This is a genomic window from Streptomyces fructofermentans, assembly GCF_014651055.1.
GTDB classification, from domain to species: domain Bacteria; phylum Actinomycetota; class Actinomycetes; order Streptomycetales; family Streptomycetaceae; genus Streptomyces; species Streptomyces fructofermentans.
Genome location: NZ_BMWD01000014.1, coordinates 63,013 through 85,198, shown reverse-complemented (window position 1 = coordinate 85,198; position 22,186 = coordinate 63,013). Strand labels below are relative to the sequence as shown.

The window sequence follows — 22,186 nt, the reverse complement described above, 5'->3', positions numbered from 1 at the left end:
GGATTGGCGGCAGCGGAGGTCTTCGTCCGCCACTCACTCTCCGACGGACGAAACCAGGGCGTCGCGCAGCATCGCGCGGGACGTGATGCCCAGTTTCGGGTAGATCTGATAGAGGTGGGCGCCGACAGTCCTGTGCGAGAGGTAGAGACGCTCCGCCACCTGCTTGTTGGTCAGTCCGGAAGCGGCCAGCCGGGCTATCTCGAGCTCCTGGGGGGTCAGTACCTGCGCCTTGGACGGCCCGGATCGGCGCTTGCCGGAGCCGGCGGCGCGCAGTTCCGTCTCGGCGCGTTCCGCCCAGGGCCTTGCTCCAAGGTGTTCGAACGTGGACAGCGCGGCGCTCAGTGGCCCCCTGGACTCCACGGTTGCCCTGATGCGTCGCAACCGCTCGCCGTACGCGAGCTGGACGCGGGCGAAGTCGAACCGCCATCGCTCAGCGCCCTGGACCGCCAATGCCTTCGTGAACAGTGCGAGGGCCTCCTCGTCGTCCGGGGTGGCCAGGGCGGCGCACGCCTCCGTCAGCAGGGCATGGCGTGAGGAGATGGCCGCTACGTCGGCTTCCCGCATCGCTCGCACATGGGCGGCTGCCTCCGGCTGTCGGTTGGTTCGCACGGCGGCCTCCACCAGGTCCATCGTCACCCACAGGGCGTGCGGCGCGTGTGAGGCGAGGCTCCCTATCGGACTGACGGCAGTGGCGTGCTCGTACGCTCCGGCGAAATCGGCGCGCCCCAGCGCCGCCACGGCCGCCGCGTGATGGGCGTAGTGCGTGGCGCAGTACGCCTTCTGGCGCGTCGCCCAGTGGATGATCTGCTGGGCGGTCGCGTCTGCCTGGTCCGACAGCCCGCGCGCAGCGTTGACGATGGCCTGTACATACAGGAAGTACCAGGCGAAGGCGGTGTAGCCGTGGGTGTCGCACAGCTGGATTCCCTCGTCGGCCAGCTGCGCCGCCTCGTCCCACATCCCGGTGAGATAGTCGTCCAGGCAGAGGTGGATCAGACCGGACAGGTACCTGCGCGCGGGCCCGCCGTCGCGTCCCATGCGCACCACGCGCCATGACGTCTCGCGGACATCTCCGAGGCGGTCGAGATAGAGGGCTGCCGTGCCGACCCGGGTGAGTTGGACGGGGTCGGTGACAGTGGACAGTCCTGCCACAAGATCGTCGAGGTCCTGCGACCCCGCGGCGCCGGTACGCGCCGGATCCGAGAATGTCTTGCCCAGCGCCGACAAGATCACGGGCACCTTGGGCGTCACCTTCTTCAGCGCTCGGTCGTAGGGCTGCCACAGTTCGGGGCGCGCCCCGAAGAAGCAGATGAGCGCCAGCGTGTGAAGAGCGTCCACGAGCGTTTTGTCGTCGGCGTCGTACGTATGGGGTCCTGCTTCAACGGCGTTCACGAGGAGACTGTGGGCCGTGTCGACATCACCGTCGCCGTTCAGGAGGAGGAGCGCAGTCGCCGCTGCCGAGTGCAGAGAGCTTTCCGGGTTCCGGGCGGTGTGCCTGGCGTCGTCCAGCAGCCTTTGAGCGCTGGGCAGCGCCCCTGCGGATTCGGCGCCGACATAGGCGGCCTCCGCACGTCGGCGGGTGCGGTCCGGGCCCTGCGGGCTGAGATCTGCCGAGCGGATGAATGTCTGCATGCCGCCCACGGCGTCACCGCGCCGCAAGGCGATCCTGGCCGCCTCCTCCAGCAGGGTGGCCACGTTCTCGTCGGGCTCCAGGGTTGCCTCCCCGAGATGCCAAGCCCGTCGTTCGGGCTGGTCCACCAGGACGTGGGCGAGTGCCGCGTGCACTGCACGGCGTTCGCCGCTGAGGGAGTTCTCCACCAGCGTCGCGCGGATGAGGGGGTGACGGAATCTCAGTCGTCGTGCGCCCTCGTCGATGTGGACCAGCTGGTCACGCTCGGCCGGCGCCAGGTCGTCGAGGTCGTAGCCGTCATTTGCCTGCCGTGAGGCCGCCTGCAGTACCCCGAGGTCGCCGTCGCCTTCCAGCGCGGCCAGGAGCAGGAGGCGTTGGGAGGACTGCGGCAAGCTCGTAATCCGTGAGCCGAACACCGCCTTCAGTCGCTTGCTGAGCGGTAGCACGGCGGGGACGTCACCGCCGGCCGGGCTCTGCGCTGAGGACAGCGCGTACGGCAGCTCGAGCAGGGCCAGCGGGTTGCCGTGTGCCACGGTCAGCAGGCGCTGACGGGCACTGGGGACCAGATCCGGGTATGTCGTACTGACCAAGTGGTCCGCTGATGCTTCGTCCAGTGGCTGCAGCCAGAATTCGGGCAGGACACCGCTGTCGCGCAGGCCCTGTGAACCGGAACGCGAGGTGGCGATGAAGCTCATGCGGATGCTGGATGCCCGTCGTGCGACGAAACCCAGTACAGCCGCGCTTGCCTGATCGAGCCATGGCAGGTCGTCGACAGCGAGGAGAAGGGGTTCACCGGCTGCGACCGCGCTCAGCAGGAGCAGGACTGCGTTGGAGACCATGAGCCGCTCCGGCGGAGGTCCGCTTTCGAATCCCATCGCGACGCGCAGAGCGTCGCGGAAGGGTGTCTCCAGCTTGCCGAGAGCTTCCTGGAATGGGAAGAGGACCTGATTGAGGCCTGAGTAGCTGCAGTTCGCCTCGAACTCCACACCCGCAGCGCGCAGTACCTGGGCTCCTTCGGCTTGTGCCGTCTCGGTCAGGGCGTCCAGTACTGCCGTCTTGCCGACGCCGGCCTCTCCTGAGAGCAGGAGGGCTCCACCTCCCGATCCGATGCTGAGCAGATCACGGATCTGCTGAAGGTCGTGGTCCCGACCGATCAGGCGGCCGGCCGTGTCACGTGGAGGGGAGTGACTGCCGATCATTGCAAACTCTCATTGCTGTTCGTGGCCAGAGGGCCGGGGCGGGAGATGGTCGAAGCCTTGCGTTGCTGTTCACCACAGCGACGGACGACGGACGGAGGACGGTTGGGTGCGCGGGTCCCTTTTGTGTCCCAGAAGGTTGCCGGGACCGCGGGCAGGGCGGATCCGGGCGGTGAGCAGGACGGGCTCTGCGTAACCTCGTCCGCTCTGTGGGGAAGGCGAAGGCTCCGGGATCGTCACGGTGTTGCCGGTCCGCGCCGGCTGTCGACCTCGTGGAGGCTGCGGGCTGCGGCGGCACCTTGGCGGCCGCACGCCGGCAGGACACCGGGTGATCGATCAGGGATGAAGCAACGGCTGATCGAGTGGCGGTGACGAGCCGGCGCGAACCCTCTCGCGTGACGGTCAGGCGGACTGCGGGCCCGGTGTCCTCACCGGCGCCGTGCGGCGGCCGGAGGCGGGAACCATGCGCAGAGAGCCGCTCCCCACGGGGTGGAAAGGGCCGGCGGCAGGCCTGGCACGCCGTCGCGGGGGCGACCTGAGGCGGGACACGTGTTTCGCGTGGAAGATCGCGGGCACAAACCGGCGATTGCACGAAGCGTGCCTGCCGACGCGGGTCGGGAGAGTGCGGTTCCTGCCGACGCATCGCCGAAGGAGGGCAAGGAGGTTATAGCGCCGATCCTTTTGAACTAGTACATACTATGTCTTTGTGCTAGGAGACTACACGTTTACGGGCCGAGGTGCGGCGGAGATCGCAGCGAGCGTCGAGCGTGCGATCGGGGAAGGCGCGCTTGCGCCAGGCGCCGCCCTGCCCCCCTTGCGGGAACTCGCCACCGAGCTTGGGGTCAACCCCAACACGGTCGCTGCCGCCTACCGCCTGCTGCGCGACCGCGGCGTCATCGAGACCGCGGGCCGTCGCGGCAGCCGTGTCCGGTCGCGCCCCGCCACCACCGTGCACGACGAGATCGGCCTGGAGGTGCCACCAGGTGTGCGGGATCTCTCCGCAGGCAACCCGGACATCGCGCTGCTGCCGTCACTCGGCGAGGCCATGGCTCAGGCTGCCGCCTGGAACGCCCGGCAACCCATGCTCTACGGCCACGCCCCCGTCGACGACGAGCTGGGCCGCCTCGCCCGCGCCGTGTTCGATGCCGACGGCGTTCCCGACGGCCCGATCGGCCTCACCTCCGGATCTCTCGACGCCATGGAGCGCGCGCTCCTCGCATACCTGCGACCCGGTGACGCGGTCGCGGTCGAGGACCCCGGCTGGGGCAGTGTCTTCGACCTCGTCCCCGCCCTCGGACTGAGGCTTGTCCCGGTCGCTCTGGACGACGACGGGCCCCTGCCGCAGTCCGTCTCCGCGGCCCTGCGGCAGGGCGCACGGGCGCTGATCGTCACCGACCGCGGCCAGAACCCCACAGGCGCCGCGATCTCGGCCGACCGTGCCCGGGATCTGCGTGCCCTCCTCTCGGACAATCCGCAGGTCCTCGTTGTCGACGACGACCATGTGCACGGACTGACCGAACTGCCACTTCATCCGCTCACCGGCAGTACGCGGCGCTGGATGCTCGTCCGCTCGACAGCCAAGGCCTACGGTCCCGATCTGCGCCTCGCGGTTCTCACCGGTGACCCCGTCACCGTCGACCGGGTCCAGGGCCGCTATCGCCTCGGCCCCGGCTGGGTCAGCCATCTGCTCCAGCACACCGTGGCTCACCTTTGGCGCACCGGCGCAGTGGACATCCCGGCGGTGTCCGCCGCCTACGCCGCACGCCGAGACGGCTTGGTACGAGAACTGGCCGACCGTGGCGTCAAAGCCTACGGCCGCAGCAGCATGAACGTCTGGTTGCAGGTTCCCGACGAGACCGGAGCGGTGACCCGGCTCATGCAGGCCGGCTGGGCGGTCGCACCCGGCGCACGCTTCCGGCTCGCCTCGCCCCCCGGCATCCGGATCACCATCTCGCCCCTCACCCTGGACGAGGTGCCCGCCCTGGCCGACGCCGTCTGCGCGGCGATCCGCAGACATCCCAGCGGCCGCTTCGGCTGACGAAGGGGCGATCAGCTCGCAGCTGACGGCATCGACCCACCGGCACACAGCAGCGCAGGCAGGCGATTCCCGCGCCTGCCTGCGCCCCGGTCAAGGCTGACTCCGCTTCCCCTCGAAGAGGGCAGCTGTACTGTCCTGCCAGTCCACCTGGCAGAACTCCGTGCCAGGGTGAACCAGATCGAAGGTCTCCAGCAGCCATTTCTCCAGCCGGTCCCGGTCGATCTCGAGAAGGCAGGACTGGCCGTATGCCTCCAGCCTCATGCACACCACGCGGCGTCCCATGGCGACTGACGGCCACACCCGGATGTCCCCCATCCCGCTTGCGTCCTCCATGCCGTCGAAGAGCAGGTCACGTGAGACTGCCCAGGTGATCCGACCACCGTCCGGCGGCTGCAGTTCCATCAGTACGACGAGAGGGTCCGCCTTGGCGTAGCGAAACGTGGCGCCGAGCGGAAACCGATTCGACAGCCGGTCAACCCGGTCGAGACGCAGGCGCAGAGCGCGGATGTCGCTGCCACCGGACCGGTCGCGGGCCGGGCAGTTCGGATTTTCGAGTGGCACAGAGCGGCGCCCCTTCCAGATGCGGGAGTTTCGCCCACGGTGACTCCTGGGTGCCGTCCTCAGCATCTGTCAGCCGACTGTCAGTGCGAACATCGACCAGCAATGCGTCTCGTTGTCGGGGGCAGACGCCGCTGCTCCAGGCTCCTCTGATGCGTTGCCCGGTGTTTCTCGAGGGCCGTGTTGCTTGCGCATCGGGCGCGGTGGGCCGGACTCGGTGCCCCGCAGTCACATGACCGATGCGCAGACCGGTGCTGGGAGAGTTCCATGGACCGAAGTCCCGCACTACACGGTTGCGGCCGGCCCCTTGTCGAGCAATGGGCCTCTACCTGCGGTAGTTTCGCGCTCTGGGCGCGGGATCGACACCAGCCAAGGAATGCGATGCCTGACTACACCTCACCTCCGAGGGGCCCGGTCCCGGAACAGACTGTTCGCGAGGGCCTCGAGGCGTCCGTGTCCGAATCCCCTCCCTTCGTTCCAGACCCCGTACGGGGCCGTGCCGCGCTGGAGGAGGCGCAGTCGGAAGCGCTGGACCGGCCGGCGATCGACGACCGCTGGGTCGCGGTCTCCGCAGGACCGAGACACAGCGTCGCGGTGCGCATCGTGCGCCCCCGGGGAGTTGCCGGCCCTCTGCCCGCCACTCTGTACCTCCACGGCACTGGATGGGTTTTCGGCAGTGCCGACACACACGACCGGCTGGTACGTGAGCTGGCGGTCGGCGCGCAAACCGCCCTGGTGTTCCCGGAGTACACGACGGCACCGGAAGCGCGATATCCCATCGCGTTGGAGGAGTGCTATGCGGTGGCCCGATGGCTGGCCAACAAGGGGGCCGACCATGGCATCGACCCCGCGCGACTCGCTCTTGTCGGTGACTCGGCGGGCGGCAACATGGCCGCAGCCCTTACTCTGCTGGCCAAGGAACGCGGGGACGTCTCGTTCGTCCAGCAGGTGCTGTTCTGCCCCATCACCGACGCGAACTTCGACACTCCTTCCTATCGCCAATTCGCCGAGGGCGAACCGCCGCGACGCGACACCATGCAATGGTTCTGGGATCAGTACACGGCCGACGAGGCGCAACGTGCCGAGATTACTGCGAGCCCGCTCAGGGCCACCACGGAGCAGCTCACGGGTCTGCCCCCGGCGCTCGTCATCACGGCGGAAGCGGACGTTCTGCGTGACGAGGGTGAAGCGTACGCGGCGAAACTCCGCGCCGCGGGAGTGCCGGTCACCGCGACTCGGTACAGCGCGACCACGCATGACTTCGTCTTGCTGAACGCCCTGGCGTCCACGCCCGCGGCGCGTGCAGCAACGGCTGAAGCCATCGCCGCACTTCGGCGGGCTTGGTAGGACACCCGCGGACGCCATCGACGTTCCGCGCCGCTACCGCGTTTCGCCGGCAGTCAGCAGTCAGCAGTCAGCAGTCAGCAGTCAGCAGTCAGCAGTCGGCAGTCGGCAGCGACGAGAGGGAACGTCTCGCGGGCATCGTGACCCTGACCGACTTCATGTCGCCCTACCCGCCTCCGCTTTGCGCGGGATCCGGCGGGCAGAGCGACCGCGGTCTCGCGACTCGACGCCGAACGTCACTCCTCGCTTCGCTGGATCGAAAGCACACGCAGTGCCTCGAAGTGGATCCAACAAGCGTCGACGTGAGGCCGAACGCCGCCCGCCAGGGTGGCATTTGCGGTCCGACTCGGCTCCACTCTTTCGGCCCGAGTCGGCCCCAGCGGCGGGGCGCGTGGGAGCGTTCGGGCGTTGTTCCGGCTTGAGTTGGCCCCACCCATGGCCTGGGGCTGGGACGCTCGGCGTAGGTCTCCTTGAGGGGGCGATGCCGGGTGGTGTCCTCGAAGGGAGAGCCGTTCCTGCTGATCCGCCGGGACTCGTGGCGGGAGGGCCTGTCGGTCCGCGCGCTCGCGCGGAAGTACGGCGTCCACCGGCGGCTGGTGCGAGAGGCCCTGTACTCGACGGTCCCGCTCCCACGGCGAACACCACTGCGGTGTGCCCCGAGGCTGGAGGCCGTTCAAGAAGACCATCGGTCAGTGGCCGCGCTGGACGACCTGGAGTCTCCGCCGAAGCAGCGGCATACCGTGCAGCGGATCCTGGTCAGGCTTCAGCAGGAGTTCGGGGCGGAGATCGCCTACTCGACCGTGTGGGACTACGTCGCCCAAGTCTCACGGGTTACTGGTGCGTCAAGACTGTCGTCGGCGGGCGGGGCGTCAGCGAGAGGACACGTGTCACGCCATGCGGTCCGCAGATCTTCCAGGTCGGTGCGTGGAAACGGTGACAGCCATCTCATGCGGTAGGCCTCCTCACCCAGGTCCTGGGCGACGCGGTCGAAGCCGTCGATCACCGCCCTGGCTATCGCATCCACTCCCTGGCGGCGTGACTCCCAGATGACCTGTCCCTCGCTGTCGGGACGTCGCCCGTCCTCCAGAAGCAACAGGTCGATGTCCACGAAGTCGCCGTAGCGGTGGAAGACCCAACGGTGAGCGCCCGGCTCGCCTTCGAATTGCGCCTTGACCATGCGGGCACCGAGGACGACTCTGGTCACCGCGTTGAGCAGGTCTTCGGGCGCGTTGCTGATGTAGGAGGCGTGGGCCCTGCCTTCTGACCGGCCATCGTTGATGGTGCAATCGGCAGAACCGGCCCAGCCAGGGGTCCAGATGAATGTTGTCCGCGTCATCGAGGCTTCTGCGGGTGGAGTCTGGGACTGTTCAAGGCTTTGGAAAGCCGACCGACGTCGACGTGGTCGGCGAGGTAGATCATGACGCCTTCGGTGTCCATGTCGAGGGCTGCGGCGACGAGCTTGGGGTCGAGGGTGTTCACCAGGTTGGCGAGCCGGGTGCTTCGCACGGTACGCGGTGGGACACCTCCCGGACCAGGGCCAGACAGCAGCGAGGCCGGCGAAAATCATCCGGAGATCGCCGGGGTTCCTGGCAGGCTGAGGGCATGGCACCCCTCGACGATCAAGAACTGAACACCGCGATCCAGAATGCCGAGTCGCTGGCCTGGTCCGTTCGCGGGGCGGCTGGGCGGCAGCTCGCGGGTTCGGACGAGATCGAGGATGTGGCGGACGTCATCCACCGCCTCCTCCTGGACGCCCAGGACACATGGGTCATCCAGGAAACGGCCGAGGCATTGCTCGAACGCAAGGACACCATCGGCCTGCGCCATGTCCTGCTGGCTTACAGCCAGGCGGGCACCTACGACACCGTGGACCAACTCGGTGATGCCCTGGACTGCAACCCCGAATGGATGACGACCCAAGGTGCGGACCGGCTGATCAAGCAGTACCGAGAGCTGGCGACAGACCCAGACGCCGGGGTCCGCAACGAAGCCCGACAGATCCTGGCGAAGCTACGGCCACGCGAGGAATGGGCGCGCGATTCAGAGGCCGACTCCTGATTCTCGGTTGACCAGGGTCGACTGGGCCACACGAGACCGGGACCCGGGGCCGCCTCAAGCCGCAACACTGACTCTCTGCACGACCACATGGGGCCATCTGGAACCGCAAATGGGGCCAGTTCGAACCGTAATGCCCGCCATGACTCCTTGCGCGGAGCACCGCAGACGATCCCGCCCTCCACCTGCTCGGTGTCCAGAGCAAGGAAGCAGGCGCCGAGAACGATGCCGAGAACACCGAAGACGAGGCCGAGGCCACCGCTGCTGACTCCGAGGCCGTCTCCGGCGCCGAACGCGCTGAACAGGAGATCCGCCATCATGAGCAGCACGAATCCTGCGCCCGCAGCAGCCGTGAAGCCGTAGAACCGCCGGGTTCCGCGGATCCAGCGCTTCTTGCATGCGATCAGTGATCGTCGATCGTCATCACGGAGAACGTGCGGATCCGCTTCGGTGAGTTCAGCGTTCTCCGCGTAGGGGTTAGAGGAACTGGCGCATTCGGCGTTCTCGGAGGCTCGGCGAGCCAGTGGCTTCCCGGCCGGGTCGACGCGGCCGAAACCGCAACCCCTGCGAGGGAAGACCGGGTTGCTGCTGTTTCACGTCACGCCTTCCCGGGTGCGCCGAGTGCCCCTGCCCGGAACACGGCAAGGCTCTTGGGCGGACGTTGCGACCGTTGACCGCGATGCTTGGCACCCGCGACGTCCTGCCCCCGGGTGGTGAGCCGTGCCGCAGGTCGTCGATGCCTTGGGCGGCACAGTGAAAGCAGCCTCAGCGGTGCCGACTTGCGAGGCCGCCGATGCCGCCCGCGGACAGCGGGCTTCGCGCTCAGGACGCCGGACATGGCGACGGCGGGTGCAATACCCCTGGGCGGGGTCGCGACTGCCACGATGACGGGCTCGGCGCCGAGGGCAACCGTGCGAGGCGGGTCGCTCATCGCGGCATGCCGGGAGCCCTCCTGGATCAGATGCCGGCCTTGAAGTAGTCGCATCAGGACTCCTTACGCTTCGGCAGCCGCCAGTTCGGCCGCGGGAAGTGGCAGGTGTAGCCGGTGGGGTACTGGCGGAGGTAGTTCTGATGTTCCGGTTCGGCCTCCCAGAACGGGCCGACCGGCAGCACCTCGGTCACCACCCTTCCTGGCCACAGCCCCGAGCTGTCCACATCGGCGATGGTGTCCTTGGCGACACGTCGCTGATTCTCGTTGAGGTAGAAGATGACGGAGCGATAGCTGAGCCCGACGTCGCCACCCTGCCGGTTCCTCGTGGTCGGATCGTGGATCTGGAAGAAGTACTCCAGGATGGTGCGGTAGTCGGTGACAGCGCGGTCGAATGTGATCTCGATCGACTCGGCCTGCCCCCCGTGGTTCTCGTACGTCGCGTGGATCTGGTGCCCGCCGCTGTAACCGACCCGCGTGCTCACCACACCCGGGAGGGTCCGGAGCAGTTCCTGCATGCCCCAGAAGCAGCCGCCTGCCAGCACGGCTTTTTCCTTGTTGATTGTCATGACTTGTCACTTTCGGCTCGGATGGGGAGCTGTCTGTCCTTGCCGCTTCGGCGCGCGGGAGGCATGTCACAGACACGGCGGCCGGTCGGGCCGGCTCCAGGGCTGTTGAGCCGGGCCTTCGGCACCGTCATGTGCGGGACGAAGTGCTGCGGGCACCGCCGCAGCACGACATCGGTGTGCCCTGACGTCAAGGTCCGCCGGCGGGCCCGTGGCCGAACGACACCGCCATCGCGGCCCACGACCAGACCGCCGAAGGACTCAGCCACGGATCACCAGGCCGTTCCTCTGGATCGGTGCTGCCGCCTCGTCCCGGCGACCAGCACCCCGCTGGGCCCGGCCCGACGCTGCCGAGCGGAACATCCGGGCACGGCACAAGGACCCGCCGCTTCACCGCACGAGCTCGGCGCATCCTCGGATGCGGTGCCCGCCGGCGCCGCTCAGCCCGGGCGGGCAAGCAGGTCTGTCGCCAGACCACTTGGCCGCCACGAGCTGACGCGGAGCCTGTTGCGAAGGGACGGAGACCGTCGTCTAGCGCATCCAGCGAAGGCCGGTGCGGATCTCGTCGACGAGGCTCTCCGGCTGCTCCCACGCCGCGAAGTGACCGCCCTTGGCGACCCGGTTGTAGTGGAGCAGGTTGGGGTACGCCTGCTCGGACCAGCTCTTGGGCGCCGTGTACATCTCGTCGGGGAAGACGCTGACGGCGACGGGCAGCTTGACACCCTTGACGCCGAAGAACGCGCTCTTGTTCTCCCAGTAGAGGCGGGCCGCGGATACGCCCGTGTTCGTCAGCCAGAAGAGCGTGATGTTGTCGAGGACGTCGTCACGCGTCAGGCCGGTGTCCTCGCCTGCGAAGGCCCTGGTGATCAGGTCCAGGCTGGCCGCATCGTGGTCGATCATGTAGGACGCCAGGGCGACGGGGGAGTCCGCGAAGCCGGTCAGAGTCTGCGGGCGGGATCCCATCAGGTACGCGTAGTAGACGTGCGAGTAGGCGAACCTCAGCTCGTCGACCGTGGCCTGCTCTTCCTCGCTGAGCTCCGTGCCGGCCGGAAGCGGCTGGAAATTGGCCAGCGCGGCGTCGATCGCGGGGGGAACGATCCCGGCGAAGTTGGTGTGGATGCCGACCAGGCCCTCGGGCTCCTGAGCGCCCATGAAGTCCGTGACGATCGCGCCCCAGTCACCGCCCTGCGCCGTGTACTTGGTGTAGCCCAGGCGCTTCATCAGCTCACCCCAGGCACGGGCGATGCGCTGCGGGTCCCAGCCAGTGGTGGTCGGCTTGCCCGAGAACCCGTAGCCGGGCATCGAGGGGATCACGACGTCGAAGGCGTCCGACGCGCTGCCGCCGTGGGCCGTGGGGTTGGTGAGCGGCTCGATGATCTTCAGCTGCTCGATGATCGAGCCGGGCCATCCGTGCGTCACGATCAGCGGCAGAGCGTTCTCGTGCTTGGAACGGACGTGGATGAAGTGGATGTCCAGGCCGTCGATCTCCGTGATGAAGTGCGGCAGGGACTTCAGCTTGGCCTCGATCTTGCGCCAGTCGTATTCCGACGCCCAGTAGCGTGCGAGCTCCTGGACCGTGGCCAGCTGCGGACCCTGGGACTGGTCGGTGACCGTCTCCTTCTCGGACCAGCGCGTTGCCTGAATACGAGAGCGCAGGTCCTCGAGCTGGGCGTCAGTGACCTCGAACGTGAACGGGCGGATCTCGGGCGTTGCGGACATGCTGGTCTCCTTGATACGTGAACTGTGAAGCGCTGAAATGGAAGTCCTGCACCGGTCCAGCAGGTGTCGTCCTGGTGAAGGGGGCAGGTGTGCCCTCCTCGGGCTGACATCGCGGTGAGTGACCGCTGCTGTGTCCCCGGTGCCATTTCATGATGGGTTCTGGATCTGACCTGGACATCTGCGATGTGACCTAGATTCCTGAGGAGCGGTGGCGGGCCTTCTAAGTCACCTGACGCGGCTACTGCTGCCTGGCGGGTGCACGGGGTGGGGCGGGGGTGGCCGCTGCCACGCCCGAATCGAATGGTGTGTTCACGTCACGGGACGGATCAAGCCGTTGCGAGCGGCGAGCGCTGCTTCGCACCTGTCGATGCGGGCCTGGATCCGCGGGTCGCCCTCGATCTCTGACGGCAGATTCGTGATGCCGAAGATCTCGGATTTCAGCAGCTGCTCCGCCTTCAGGAGGGCTGTGCGCAGATCGATCTTGCGCAGGTACGCACCCTGGAGAGAGGCATCGCTCAGATTCGTGCCGTCGACTGAGGTGAAGAGCATCCACGCCCGGTCCAAGTGGTCGCGGGCTCCGTGGACTGTGCCGTCGGACGAACGCGGCGAGCACCTCGACGGCTGTCGCGTCGTCCTTCTCGGAGTCCCACATGATGCGCTCGAAAGCGTGGATGCCGCCGAGCCGCTCGGTGAGGTTGCCCGACGCGAGAAGCTTGATCGCCTCGACGTACCGCTCGGTGACCTGTCCTTCGCGGGTCAGCTCCGCCTGTTCGCGGCCCTTCTCCCGGGTGTGCTCGAACAGTGCCTCGGTCTGTTGTGGTTCTTGTGCGTGTAGTACAGGCCAAGAGTCGCTGCGGCTCCGGATCCGAGGGCGACCAGCATTGTCCGGAAGTCCAGGCAAGGTTCGCTTTGTCTTCGGATCCATGCAGAGCAGCCTGGCCGGTGCCTTGCCCGCCCGGCCGTCGGAGTGCGAAGTTCAGAGCGGAAGTCGAGGAACGGCGACATCGCGGCTGCTGTCGTGGTGGAGGTCGCTCATCGGGATCGTGCAGTGCTCACCGCGGCCTCCGCGTCCTCGTCGGGTGGAGCGTCAGGACCGGTGCCGCGGCGGCGGCACCGGTCCGTGGGTCACTTCAGGCCGTAGGCGCGGATGACGGTCTGGGTGATGGAGCGTCCCGTCGTGTCCTTGGCGGTGGTCCGCAGCGACACGAACGATGCGGATTCGGGCGCGGCCAGGTGAGTGTTCCAGGTGTTGTCGCGATGCAGGGTGTTCTGCCGGTGCCAGGTGCCTCCGTCGTCGTAGGAGACCTCCACCCGCACGGAGGCGATGCCGGTGTGCGGGGCACCCAGGACCGAGGGCGTGACGGCGAGGCCCGCGGTTCGGCGGGCTTTGCCCTCGTCGTTCAACTCGGCTGCGTAGTCGAGCTGAACCAGTGCGATGGTGTCGTTCTCCGCGGCCGCGGAGGTGAAGGCCCACTCGGTGTGTGTGGTGGTGGAGTAGGGGCTGAACGAGGAGTTGTCGTTGGTTGCGTCGACCACGAGCCGGTACGGCAGCCGGTCAGGGGACAGGTCCCAGGCGTGTCCGCTGTCGACGTCAGACTCGGCGAGCAGCGTGTCGCCCTGGTAGAGCGAGGTCCGCTGCGACAGGCCGCCGCCGTAGCCCTCGCCGGCGTGTGCCGTTCCGCTGTCGCCCCAGGCGCGTGCCCTGAAGGCCAGCGAGGTGCCGTCCTGCCGGACCGGGAGGTCCTCCCTGATCATGCGGGGGCGCAGTACGGGACTGAGCCATTGGTCCTGGTGGGTGCCGGCCACGGGGTATTTCACCGGTTCGGCTGTCTCGGTAAGGGTGTTGGGGACAGTCACCTTTTGCTGCCAATTGGTGCCATCGCCGGTGGAGACCCAGTCGGTACGGGGTCCGCGTGCCACGGGCTCGGGAAGGAAGTTCCAGCCGCCGCCGAAGACATAGGCGGGATAGTCCATTCGCATCTCCGCGGCGGGGGTCTTCTCGTTCTGCCCGAAGTTGAGGTTCACCCGAGCCAGGTTCCGAGCGTCGGCCCGGTGAGTCAGGTTCTCGGGTATGCCGCCGGTGTGGGAACTGGTCAGGTCGTACAGGTACGAGGGAACGGGATGAGCCGTCACCTTCAGGCGCACATGACCGCCGCGTGAGGCGGAGAGCTTGGTGATCAGTTCCTCGCCCTCGTCACGGGTCACCGAGGCGACCGCCACCGGCCCGGGGGACTCGTAGTCGGCGTCGCCGTACCAACTGTTCTGCCGACCCTGCCGGTCGTTGACGACGAGGAGCAGTTTCACTCCCGCGGCCTGGGCGGCCTGGGCCTGCTCAGAGGGGCTCACGGCGGTGCTGCGGCGCACGACGGCCGCCTTGCCCCTGGCGGGCAGGGAGGCGTACTCGGAGGGCGTGCCGTTGCCTGCGAAGACAGCGTCCGCACGGGTCGCGCCGTCCGGTAGGCGCCTGGCGCCGTTCTGGGGAAGCACATCCAGGTCGTGTCCGCCGTGGGAGACGGTGAGCGGAGTCTGCGGGGATCGCCAGCGTGTGGTGAAGGCGAAGCCTCCGTGGGTCACCTTGCCGGGGGTGGGCTGCGCCCAGACGCTGTCGTAGTCGGGGCCGATCATCCGGCTCCCGATCCAGTCCCCGATGGTTCCGGGCAGCGGCTGCGCGGATGTGAACGAGCGCCAGTAGTCGACCCTGGTGTTCGTCGGCATGCTCGGCCTGGGAGTGAGAGCCCGCACCTGCTGGGCCTGTGAGGCGTCGAAGGCGACGGTCCTGGCCTGCGTCAGTTCGACCTCCGGGTCGCCCAGCAGGGCCATGCCCGTGGAATGCGCTCCATGGGCCCCGCGCACATCCTTGAACATCGTCAGGGAGTAGGTGTCGCGCGGCAGGTGCAGGGTCAGCCCGGTCTCCGGCACGTTGTAGAACTGGAAGTCGGGGCCCTGCGCGGCCCGGAGCGTGGCGGTGCCGGCCATGGGGCGGCCCTCGCGGTCCTTCGCCACGAGCGTCAGGTCGTGGCGCTCGGGTTCGGTGGTGGCGCTCAGCACCGTGTGTGCGGCCACCGCGCCCGCGTCGTCCCGTGCGAGGACCTGCCCGCTGTGGCCGGCGGCGGGCACACCACGCGGGTCCACGACGAGGCCGACCGATGCGCTGCCCTGCGCGGGCACGGTGACCTGGTCGGCGTCCAGGGTGAACAGCGTCTCGGGACTCTCCTGGTGGTCCACTGAAAGCTGCAGGGTCACCGCGCTGCTGCCGCTGTTGGTGTAGGTGATGCGGCGTTCGACCGGCTGCGGGTCGCGCGACCACTTGATCAGGCCGGTGTCGACCGAACCGGACGCGACGACCTGGGCGCGGAAGGCGGCAAGGACGTCCGCCCTTCCGGAGCCGCCGCGGTAGGCGGAGAGCGTCGGGGTCGCAGTGCTGGTGCTCATCAAAGCGTCCTTGAGCTGCTGCCCCGTCCACTCGGGGTGCTGGTGCGCGAGGAGCGCGGCCGCGCCGGCGACGTGGGGCGTGGCCATCGACGTGCCGCTCTTGGTGGTGTAGAAGCCGGCTCCGCTCACGTACTGCGAGCGGGCCGCCAGCACATTCACCCCGGGCGCGGTCACGTCGGGCTTGAGGCCGTCGTCCCCTTCCCGCGGACCGCTGCTGGAGAACGCGGCGATCTGGTCGGCGGAGTCCACCGCGCCCACGGTCAGCGCGGCCGCCGCCGTTCCGGGCGAGTTGACGGTGTACCGGCCGGGCCCGGAGTTGCCTGCGGCGATGACGAACAGAGCGCCCGTCTCCTTGCTGAGGGCGTTGACGCTGCTGCTCATGGGGTCGGTCTGGGTGTGGGCGGTGGAGCTGCCCAGACTCATGCTGATGATCTTGGCGTGCTCGGTCCTGGCGGCCCACTCCATACCGGCGATGATCCCGGATTCGGTTCCGGTGCCGCCGTCGGACAGGACCTTGCCTATCGCCAGGTCGGCGGCCGGAGCGACGCCCTTCTCCTTGCCCTCGGAGGCGTCGCCTGTGCCGGCGATGATCGAGGCGACGTGGGTGCCGTGTCCTCGCCGGTCGGTGATGTCCTCACCGGGCACGAAGCTGCGGCTGCTGACAATGCGTTCGGCCAGGTCGGGATGGTCGACGTCGACTCCCGTATCGAGTACGGCCACCTTGACGCCCGTGCCCGTGAAGCCCTCGTCCCAGACCTTGGGCGCCCCGATCTGGGACGTGCTGTCCGCAAGGGCCGCCTTGACCTTGCCGTCCAGCCAGATCCTGTCGACGCCGCCCGGCAGGGACGGTGAGCCGGCGGACGCGCGACGGGCCGTGGTGTGCGGCGCCGCGACGAGAGCGGCCCACAGACTTGCTGCCTTGCTGCGCTTCGCCGTGACCGCTTCGGCGCGGACGGATGCCAGTTGCCGCTTGACGGTGACGCCCGGCAAGTCCTCCGCGCTCAGCCGCGATGCGCCCGTGTCACGGGTGATGATCAGAGGCAGCGCGGCGGCGCGCCGGTCGTCGTATCCCTGGGCGACGAGGGCGGTGACGTTGAAGAGCCGCCGGTCGATGAGGCCGTCGGCGACAAAGGCCGCAGCGTCGTCGGGGAACACATACGTACCGGTGTCATCGGTGAGGGTCTCCACCGATCCGGTGGCGCCCGGGCGGCGCTGCACGCTCACCGTGGCAGGCGTTCCCTTCACGCCGGGGGTTATGGTCACCTTGTCGCCGGTGATCAGGGTGACGGTCCGGGCAGGCGGGACGCCCTTTCCGGGTGCCGCCTGGCCGGGTGTCGCCTTGCCGGCAGCGGGCCGGGCGGCGGGCAGCGCCAGCGCGCTGGGCGCAAGAGCACCGCCCAGCATCGCGACCGTGATGCCCAGAGCCATCACGCCCGTTCTTCGAGCAGCGGGTTGCTGCACTGTTCCTCCTTGAAAGGCCGTCGATCGAAGGTGAACGCATCTCGTCAACTCCGAGCGACGGCAGACCTGTTGGCTGGTGATGGGCCGGCCGCCCGACAGCCGCCACCGCTGCTTCGCGGGCAGCCCTGCGCCGCGAGCCGATCGCCCGCTCCCGCCGGCTGCGCGCAGGCGCTTCGGGAGGGGGTACGGGGGACCGCGTCCGGCGACATGGCGGGGCGGGCGGAGTGAGGCGCAGCCAGTCAGTGACCGCTACCGTTCCGGCAGGTGATGAAGCGTTTGGGCATGCCTGCAACAACCCCCCTCGCAACGGCAGCCCGTGGGGAGTGCGCACGGGGCGCGACCGGCCTGCGTAGTCACACGTCCCGTCGTACGAGTCCGCCCCGGGTCACATCGGCTGACTGACGGGCCCAGCTTCTCCCTTGATCAAAACGATCTCGATGTGATTCGGCCTGGCCCGAAGAACGACATTCCGGAAGGACCGCCGCAGGCTGCCATGGCCTACCGCATACATTTCACGCTCCAGGACCTGGCCCGTACCCGCGTGGCCGAAGCGCCGATGCCACTGCACGAGCTGGAACTTGCCGCACGCACCCTGCAGAGCCGCAGCCAGCCCGTCCGGCTCGACGCCTGGCGCCGCCGCGCCCGCGCCCAGCTCACCGCCCCGGCCCGCATGGCTCTGGCTCTCATGCCAGCCGTGGGGCATTCGCCGGGCTTCCTCAGCCCCATCAGAACGGGCGCCATCGAAGACCTCGTGGACCACGTGCGTGGCACACCCCGCGCCCGCGTCAGGGCGAACCTGATGGAAACGGAGCGGCGCCGGCCTTCATTTCCCGCATGGGCCCGCCGCTTGGCCGACGACGCCTCCCTGTTCGCCGAAGTCTGCACAGGGCTCAGCCACCTCCACGCGTGTCTGCTCGGTCCGTACTGGGCCCAGTTCACGGAACACCTGTCCATTGATCGCACGCTGCGCCTGCAGCAGCTGCTCACCGGCGGCGTCGAGCAACTGCTGACCCAGGCCAACCCCCAGTGGATGCGGTGGAACCCACCCGTTCTGGAAATCCGCATGATGAGCGGTGCCGCCCGGGACCTCCACCTGGACGGACAAGGCCTCCTGCTGATTCCGTCGATGCTCTGCACCCGCGCTGTAGTCACCGAAGGCCGGCAGGTCGGCGTGAGTTATCCGGCATGCCCCGACCAGCGCCGCGAGCTCACGGCTCCCGCTGCGGGCCCGGCGCGGTCCGCCGGCCTGTCGGCGCTGCTGGGCCGCACCCGCACCGCGGTCCTTGCCGCCGTCGCAGAGCACCACAACTGCTCCACAAAGGAACTGGCCGCTCGAGCGGGTATCGCCCCGGCCAGCGCCAGCGAGCACGCCTCCACACTGCGCGAAGCCGGACTGATCACCTCGCTGCGCCACCGGAACTCCGTGCTGCACAGTCCCACTCCGCTTGGTCTGGCCCTCCTCGACGCCCAGCAGCAGTGAGTCGCACGGTGCGGGCCCCGGCTGCCCGTGGGCAGGAGGCGGCAGGGAACACCGGGGCGGAGCAGATGGCGGAATCTTCCCGTTCTCGAGAGGGCGGTCTGCGAGGGAACCCATGGGTGAATTCGACGACTTGATCACCATCGGTTCCGGGGCTGGCCGGATACGGCGCCGTCCTGCATTCCGCACGCGCTTCGCTGGAACCGCAGGTGTTCGACGGTTCGTTACCGCTGGCGGCGCGCTGATCAACACCATCGACGTGAAGAACTGCCCGAGGTTTCAGAGCGGAATCCAGGACCCCGACCTCACGGCCAACATGCGTTCCCAGGCAGAGGGCTTCGGCGACGAACTCATCCCTGACCACCTGGTCGCCGCCGACCTCTACGGGGACACCAAAACGATCACGAGCGCGACCGGCGCGGAGCACCGCGCCACAGCGGTCATCGGGGCGGCAGGATCCCAGCACGGCGAGCTCGGCCTCCCCAACGAGGACCCGCTCGCCGGACCGGCCGGTTCCTGGTGTGCCATCTGCTACGGCTTTGTTTTCAAGACCAGACCATCGACTGGCGGCGGCGACACGGCCGTGGAAGAAGCGAGCCTCCTCGCCCGGTTCGACTGGTCGGTCACCGTCGTCCACCGGCGTGGCTGCCTGCGCGCCTCGATGGTCGTGGAGGAACGCACCTTCGCCGACCCCAGAATCACCTTCGCCCGGGACAGCACGGCGGTCGTTGTCCGCGGCGACCAGAAGCTCTCCCGGCCTTACTCTGCACAGCCTCAAGACGGAACAGACGTCCAAACTCCTTGTCACGGGCCTGTTCATCGTCATCGGCCACGATTCCCGTACGGAGCTCTTCGCCGGGCAGTTCGACCTCGACGAAGAGCGCTGCCTCAAAGTCGTGATGTCGTTGACGCGCATCAATGTGAAGGGAGTCTCGGCGCCGGTGACGTCGTGGACCACACCTACCGGCAGGCCGTCACCGCCGCCGGAAGCGGCTGCATGGCCGTACTCGACGCCGAACGCTTCCTCGCCGCGATCTTCGACGTGCCGTTCGCCGAGCCGGAGAAGGCCCCGACAATGTGACCCGAGCTGCCCTGTGTGCCCCGGCCGGACCCGACCACCCGTGCTGAGGGAGGTTGCGTTCGGGTAGACGCTTTTGGAGCAGGCCCCCGGTGACCTTCCGCCGTCCCCTGAGCTGCAGGACCCTCTGGCGGGCGAAGAAGACACGTTGGGAATGCTCAGCGCGCGTGCAGGACGCCCAGGCCGCCTTCGAGCCGTGATCCTGGGCCAGGCTCCGAGATCCCGCCCCGCCAGCTGCTTGTACCGGCGAGCGGCTGACTGAGTGCCCATCAGGCTGTGCCACCCAGGCGGAGACGGCGGGCGCGACGCTGCCGGTCCCACCCCGATCAGCCCTGGTCCCAGCAGAGAGCCCAATCGCTGAACTCGAAGGAATTCCGAACTGGCTAGGAGACTTCGCCGCTGATCTCGCTGTCAAATGGTGCTTCACCAACGCGGTGATTGCCGGTACAAGCTGCATGCGTTCACCGCGCAGGACGACGGCGAATCACCCAACCGGCCGGAGCGACTTCGGCAGCGTGCGCAGGAGCAGGGCACCGGTCGTAGACCGATGCCCTGCTCCGTCATGGCCAGCCGAGTCCGACGCCGAACTTGCGCGCCTCCGCTTCGTTCGCATTCATCTGAACCGTGCCCGACACGGCATTTTCCATGACGGGGAAATCGCCCTTGAACGTGAAGGTCTGGCCCACGCTCCACCGACGATGCCGCGAGACGGCTGCTCGTACGGCGTTCAGCGCAGGGACCGGAATCCCGTACGAAGCTCATCCACGAAGTACTCCGGCTGCTCCCATGCCGCAAAGTGGCCGCCCTTGGGGAGCTTGTTGTAGTGGATGAGGTTGGGGTACGCCCTCTCGGCCCAACTCCGCGGAGGCGCGTAGAGCTCGTCGGGGAAGACGCTCACCGCGACCGGGAGTGAGACACCCTTGACGCCGAAGAATGAAATGCCGGCTGTCAGGTCCTCCCAGTAGAGGCGTCCTGCGGAGATTCCCGAGTTCGTCAGCCAGAACAGCGTGACGTTGTCGAGGACGTCGTCCCTTGTCAGGCCTTCGTCTTCTCCCGCGAAGGCACGGGCGATCAGGTCCAGGCTCCTCGGGTCGTGGTCGAGCATGAATGCTGCCAGTGCGACGGGCGAATCGGCGAGCCCGTACAGCGTCTGTGGGCGTGAGCCCATAATGAGCGCGTAGGCAACGTAGTTCCAGGAGAACTGCAGTTGCTCGACAGTGCGCTTCTCCTCGTCCGTGAGATCGGACGTCGGCACCGGGTTGTGGGTTGCGAGCGCCGCGTCGATGGCGTCCGGAACCACACCAGCCATGTTGGTGTGGATGCCAGCCAGCCCTTCAGGGGCTTGTGCACCCATGAAATCCGTGACGACGGCACCCCAGTCCCCGCCCTGTGCGACGTACTTCGTGTAGCCGAGGCGCTTCATGAGCTCTGCCCAGGCGCTGGCGATACGCGGCGGACCCCAGCCGTTCGTGGTCGGCTTGCCCGAGAAGCCGTAGCCGGGCATCGCCGGAATCACCACGTCGAAGGCGTCGGAAGCCTTCCCTCCGTAGGCTGTGGGGTTGGTCAGGGGCTCGATGATCTTCAGCTGTTCGATGGGCGAGCCGGGCCATCCGTGCGTCACGATCAGCGGCAAAGCATTCTCGTGCTTGGAGCGGACGTGAATGAAGTGGATATCCAGCCCGTCAATCTCGGTGATGAAGTTCGGCAGGCTCTTGAGCCTCGCCTCGCACTTGCGCCAGTCGTAGTCTTCGGCCCAGTAGCGCGCGAGCTCCTGCATCGTGGCGAGCGGCACGCCCTGGGATTTGTCCGCGACGGTTTCCCGCTCGGGCCAGCGCGTGGCCTTGATGCGCCGACGCATTTCCTGTAGATCCGCGTCGGGGAAATCAAAGGTGAACGGGCGAATCTCGGCATTCTGTGAGGTGGCAGGCATGGACGGCTCCCCGCTGTAGTCGATCGAGGCTTGCACCGTCCGCGGGCAACCGTTCTGGCTAACCACTTGGGGACGCTGCGGGCCGGGTGATGACAGAGCGCAGCGCTCTGTCATTGATCGACGTTATGTCACAAATCGGATGAAAGCATCTTGTATCAGGCCATAGGGTAGTGGCCTCTGGTGCAACCGGTTGAAGTCGTTCACGCCGAGGTGGAGACCGCTGCCCGTGCTCGCCCGCCCACAGGACGGAGTACGTCACTGCGCCGGACGCTTCCTCTCGAGCATCAGGCTGGCAGGCGGGAGACGCACGACACCGCATGCCCCTGCACCGGGGCCTTGGGAGACTGCTCCTGCTCGAAGGTTTGCACTGTGCCGCGCTTGTGGCGTTGTCCTTGGGGGTTCTGGCTGGCACGCTGATCGGTGAACAGGTGGGATGGCGGGTGGCGTTTGGCGCTGTCTCCCTGGTCGCTCTTGCCGTCATCGGCTGGATCAGCGTGTCCGTCACCGGTGTGGGGCAACCCGCCATTGAACAGGCTGACGCCAAGCCTTCGGGCCCCGCACCAGAGTCAGCGAAGTCGCCCCTGAGGCAGACCCTGGTGGTGCCGGGTGTCGCGGCGATCATGGTCACGGTCACGACGTTCGTTCTCGGGCATACGATCATCTAGGCCTACAGCGCTGCCTACCTACAGCGCGCCGGGCTCGGGCAGCGACCGACGCGGTTCTCCTAGGTTTCGGTGTCGCATGCCTGGTGAGCATTTGGCACGTCGGACGCAATGT

16 protein-coding genes and 2 pseudogenes are annotated in these 22,186 nt (G+C 67.9%); 7 read left to right on the top strand and 11 right to left on the bottom strand.

What is annotated here, in order from left to right; translation table 11 throughout:
* Positions 1-33: 33 nt before the first annotated feature.
* Complete coding sequence (locus IE265_RS20290) at positions 34-2,826, bottom strand: ATP-binding protein (protein WP_190037051.1); 2,793 nt, start codon at positions 2,824-2,826, stop codon at positions 34-36.
* A 703-nt stretch (positions 2,827-3,529) separates the two neighbouring features.
* Between IE265_RS20290 and IE265_RS20285 the strand changes: the two genes are divergently transcribed.
* Positions 3,530-4,861: an aminotransferase class I/II-fold pyridoxal phosphate-dependent enzyme gene (locus IE265_RS20285; protein ID WP_190037050.1), complete on the top strand. Its 1,332-nt coding sequence runs from the start codon at positions 3,530-3,532 to the stop codon at positions 4,859-4,861.
* 90 nt (positions 4,862-4,951) lie between these two features.
* Here IE265_RS20285 and IE265_RS20280 read toward each other — a convergent pair whose 3' ends face one another.
* Entirely contained in the window at positions 4,952-5,422 is a 471-nt protein-coding gene (locus IE265_RS20280) for an SsgA family sporulation/cell division regulator (RefSeq protein ID WP_190037049.1), read from the bottom strand.
* Positions 5,423-5,800: 378 nt separating this feature from the next.
* Here IE265_RS20280 and IE265_RS20275 point away from each other — a divergent pair, with 378 nt between their 5' ends.
* Positions 5,801-6,766 carry an alpha/beta hydrolase gene (locus tag IE265_RS20275; RefSeq protein ID WP_190037048.1) on the top strand — a complete coding sequence of 322 codons (966 nt, stop codon included), beginning with the start codon at positions 5,801-5,803 and terminating at the stop codon, positions 6,764-6,766.
* An 805-nt stretch (positions 6,767-7,571) separates the two neighbouring features.
* Here IE265_RS20275 and IE265_RS20270 read toward each other — a convergent pair.
* Together IE265_RS20270 and IE265_RS20265 are read right to left on the bottom strand one after the other, a co-directional pair.
* Positions 7,572-8,099 (bottom strand): hypothetical protein, encoded by a 528-nt coding sequence (locus tag IE265_RS20270; protein WP_190037047.1) that lies wholly within the window; start codon positions 8,097-8,099, stop codon positions 7,572-7,574.
* Positions 8,096-8,269 carry a hypothetical protein gene (locus IE265_RS20265; RefSeq protein ID WP_229916323.1) on the bottom strand — a complete coding sequence of 58 codons (174 nt, stop codon included), beginning with the start codon at positions 8,267-8,269 and terminating at the stop codon, positions 8,096-8,098. The genes IE265_RS20270 and IE265_RS20265 overlap by 4 nt, the downstream gene beginning before the upstream one ends.
* 96 nt (positions 8,270-8,365) lie before the next feature.
* On the opposite strand from IE265_RS20265, the gene IE265_RS20260 reads away from it, so the two are divergent.
* Positions 8,366-8,821 carry a hypothetical protein gene (locus IE265_RS20260; RefSeq protein ID WP_190037046.1) on the top strand — a complete coding sequence of 152 codons (456 nt, stop codon included), beginning with the start codon at positions 8,366-8,368 and terminating at the stop codon, positions 8,819-8,821.
* A 131-nt stretch (positions 8,822-8,952) separates the two neighbouring features.
* On the opposite strand, the pseudogene IE265_RS20255 reads toward IE265_RS20260, so the two are convergent.
* The 4 genes and pseudogenes from IE265_RS20255 to IE265_RS20240 all read right to left on the bottom strand — a co-directional run.
* Positions 8,953-9,225 (bottom strand): annotated as a pseudogene (locus tag IE265_RS20255) (Bax inhibitor-1/YccA family membrane protein); the annotation flags it as partial.
* Positions 9,226-9,802: 577 nt separating this feature from the next.
* Entirely contained in the window at positions 9,803-10,315 is a 513-nt protein-coding gene (gene msrA, locus IE265_RS20250; RefSeq protein WP_190037045.1) for a peptide-methionine (S)-S-oxide reductase MsrA, read from the bottom strand.
* A gap of 528 nt (positions 10,316-10,843) precedes the next feature.
* On the bottom strand, positions 10,844-12,031 hold the full coding sequence (locus tag IE265_RS20245) for an epoxide hydrolase family protein (protein WP_190037044.1): 1,188 nt from the start codon (positions 12,029-12,031) through the stop codon (positions 10,844-10,846).
* A gap of 309 nt (positions 12,032-12,340) precedes the next feature.
* Complete coding sequence (locus IE265_RS20240) at positions 12,341-12,580, bottom strand: pentapeptide repeat-containing protein (RefSeq protein ID WP_190037043.1); 240 nt, start codon at positions 12,578-12,580, stop codon at positions 12,341-12,343.
* Between IE265_RS20240 and IE265_RS20235 the strand changes: the two genes are divergently transcribed.
* Positions 12,570-12,866: a hypothetical protein gene (locus IE265_RS20235; protein WP_190037042.1), complete on the top strand. Its 297-nt coding sequence runs from the start codon at positions 12,570-12,572 to the stop codon at positions 12,864-12,866. The genes IE265_RS20240 and IE265_RS20235 overlap by 11 nt on opposite strands.
* 290 nt (positions 12,867-13,156) lie before the next feature.
* Here IE265_RS20235 and IE265_RS20230 read toward each other — a convergent pair whose 3' ends face one another.
* Complete coding sequence (locus IE265_RS20230) at positions 13,157-16,891, bottom strand: S8 family serine peptidase (RefSeq protein ID WP_229916321.1); 3,735 nt, start codon at positions 16,889-16,891, stop codon at positions 13,157-13,159.
* Between the two features lie 526 nt (positions 16,892-17,417).
* Between IE265_RS20230 and IE265_RS20225 the strand changes: the two genes are divergently transcribed.
* The gene (locus tag IE265_RS20225; protein ID WP_190037041.1) at positions 17,418-18,404 is read left to right on the top strand and encodes a winged helix-turn-helix domain-containing protein; all 987 of its coding nucleotides are present in this window, start codon (positions 17,418-17,420) and stop codon (positions 18,402-18,404) included.
* Positions 18,405-18,516: 112 nt separating this feature from the next.
* Positions 18,517-19,482, top strand: a pseudogene (locus IE265_RS20220) (FAD-dependent oxidoreductase).
* Between the two features lie 557 nt (positions 19,483-20,039).
* Here IE265_RS20220 and IE265_RS38980 read toward each other — a convergent pair.
* A complete protein-coding gene (locus IE265_RS38980; protein WP_268255803.1) occupies positions 20,040-20,165 on the bottom strand; it encodes a hypothetical protein in 126 nt (41 codons plus the stop codon).
* Between the two features lie 41 nt (positions 20,166-20,206).
* Positions 20,207-21,475 (bottom strand): epoxide hydrolase family protein, encoded by a 1,269-nt coding sequence (locus tag IE265_RS20215; RefSeq protein ID WP_229916320.1) that lies wholly within the window; start codon positions 21,473-21,475, stop codon positions 20,207-20,209.
* Positions 21,476-21,789: 314 nt separating this feature from the next.
* Here IE265_RS20215 and IE265_RS38470 point away from each other — a divergent pair, with 314 nt between their 5' ends.
* Complete coding sequence (locus IE265_RS38470; protein ID WP_229916318.1) at positions 21,790-22,074, top strand: hypothetical protein; 285 nt, start codon at positions 21,790-21,792, stop codon at positions 22,072-22,074.
* The last annotated feature ends 112 nt before the right edge of the window (positions 22,075-22,186 follow it).

Bases quoted from the DNA above. Each gene is read 5' to 3' on its own strand.
- IE265_RS20290 (WP_190037051.1), bottom strand. From the start codon at position 2,826: ATGATCGGCAGTCACTCCCCTCCACGTGACACGGCCGGCCGCCTGATC.
- IE265_RS20275 (WP_190037048.1), top strand. From the start codon at position 5,801: ATGCCTGACTACACCTCACCTCCGAGGGGCCCGGTCCCGGAACAGACT.
- IE265_RS20270 (WP_190037047.1), bottom strand. From the start codon at position 8,099: ATGACGCGGACAACATTCATCTGGACCCCTGGCTGGGCCGGTTCTGCC.
- IE265_RS20260 (WP_190037046.1), top strand. From the start codon at position 8,366: ATGGCACCCCTCGACGATCAAGAACTGAACACCGCGATCCAGAATGCC.
- msrA (WP_190037045.1), bottom strand. From the start codon at position 10,315: ATGACAATCAACAAGGAAAAAGCCGTGCTGGCAGGCGGCTGCTTCTGG.
- IE265_RS20245 (WP_190037044.1), bottom strand. From the start codon at position 12,031: ATGTCCGCAACGCCCGAGATCCGCCCGTTCACGTTCGAGGTCACTGAC.
- IE265_RS20240 (WP_190037043.1), bottom strand. From the start codon at position 12,580: ATGCTCTTCACCTCAGTCGACGGCACGAATCTGAGCGATGCCTCTCTC.
- IE265_RS20230 (WP_229916321.1), bottom strand. From the start codon at position 16,891: ATGGCTCTGGGCATCACGGTCGCGATGCTGGGCGGTGCTCTTGCGCCC.
- IE265_RS20225 (WP_190037041.1), top strand. From the start codon at position 17,418: ATGGCCTACCGCATACATTTCACGCTCCAGGACCTGGCCCGTACCCGC.